2 protein-coding genes are annotated in these 1,438 nt (G+C 75.6%); both read right to left on the minus strand.

The annotated features are described in order from the left end of the window. Positions 1–591, minus strand: a 591-nt coding sequence (locus H5J29_RS32575; RefSeq protein ID WP_181784739.1) for an AAA family ATPase, incomplete at its 3' end; no start/stop codon positions are given. Positions 592–678: 87 nt separating this feature from the next. Continuing rightward, on the minus strand, positions 679–1,438 hold a 760-nt coding region (locus tag H5J29_RS32580), incomplete at its 5' end, for an NAD kinase (protein ID WP_181784740.1).

Raw genomic sequence — 1,438 nt, forward strand, 5'->3', positions numbered from 1 at the left:
CTCCGCCAGCCCGTGGCGGAGCAGGTCCGCCTCCTGCGCGAGCCTGCGCGCCCCGTCCCGCCGCTCGACGAGCTCGGTGGACACGGACTGCCACTCCGCCCTGGTCTCGCGGTAGGCGGCGAGGGGCTTGCCCACGGCGTCCCCCGCGAACCGGTCCAACAGGGCCCGCTGATCGGCCGTGCGGAGCAGTCGGAGTTGGTCGTTCTGGCCGTGGACGGCCAGGGAGGCCTCGGCGAGCCTGCCCAGCACACCGACGGGCACGGACCGCCCGCCGAGATGGGCCCGGGAGCGCCCGTCCCCGGACACGGTGCGGACGGCGATGAGCGTGCCGTCCTCGTCCGCCTCGGCGCCGACCTCCTCGGCGAGCTCCAGCGCAGCCGCTCCGACCTCGGAGAACCTGCCCTCCACCACGGCCCGCTGCGCGGACACCCGCGACGTCTCGGCCCGCCCGCCGCCCAGCAGCGACAGGCCGGTGACCACCATCGTCTTGCCCGCACCGGTCTCGCCCGTGAGCACGGTGAGGCCCGGATCCAGCTCCAGCGTGGCGTCGTCGATCACGCCGAGGCCCTGGATGCGCATCTCGGCCAGCATGGGCCGCACGATACGGCGCCCGTCCGACAGATCCACACCGCGCCGCGCCGACCTGTGGACGAACGGGCGTTCGACCGCTGCGGGCGGTCAGCCCCCGTCGGGCGCCCCGCGCCAGCCCCGGACCGGCAGGTCGAACTTCCGGACGAGCCGGTCGGCGAACGGCTGCCCGTCGAGCCGCATCATCCGCACCGGCTCGGCCCCCCGGGTGATCTCCACCCGGGCGCCCGGTGCCACGGAGACGACCCGGCGGCCGTCGCAGTCGAGGACGGCGGGCGGACCCGTGGCGTCGACGTCGATGGCGATCGTGCTGGTGGGCGCCACGACCATGGGCCGCGCGAACAGCGCGTGCGCGTTCGACGGCACGACCAGCATCGCCTCCACCTGCGGCCAGACCAGCGGGCCGCCCGCGGAGAAGGCGTAGGCGGTGGAGCCCGTGGGGGTCGAGCAGATCACGCCGTCGCAGCCGAAGCCGGACACCGGGCGGCCGTCGATCTCGAGGAGCACCTCGAGGATCCGCTCGCGGGAGCCCTTCTCCACGCACGCCTCGTTGAGCGCCCACGTCCGGGCCACGACGCGCCCCTCGTGGCGGACCACGGCGTCGACCGTCATCCGCTCCTCGACCTGGTACTTCCCGGCGACGATCGCGTCGAGCGCCTCGCCGAGCGACTCCTGCTCCGCCTCGGCCAGGAACCCGACGCGCCCGAGGTTCACCCCCAGCAGCGGCACCTTCGCAGGCCGCGCCAGGTCGGCCGCGCGCAGCAGCGTGCCGTCCCCGCCGAGCACCAGCACGGCCTCGGTCTCCGCCGCGCAGGCGGGCGTGCCGTCGACGACGACCGGGCGCAGCTCG

The organism is Pseudonocardia pini (assembly GCF_013870575.1).
In the GTDB taxonomy this organism is placed as follows: domain Bacteria; phylum Actinomycetota; class Actinomycetes; order Mycobacteriales; family Pseudonocardiaceae; genus Pseudonocardia; species Pseudonocardia pini.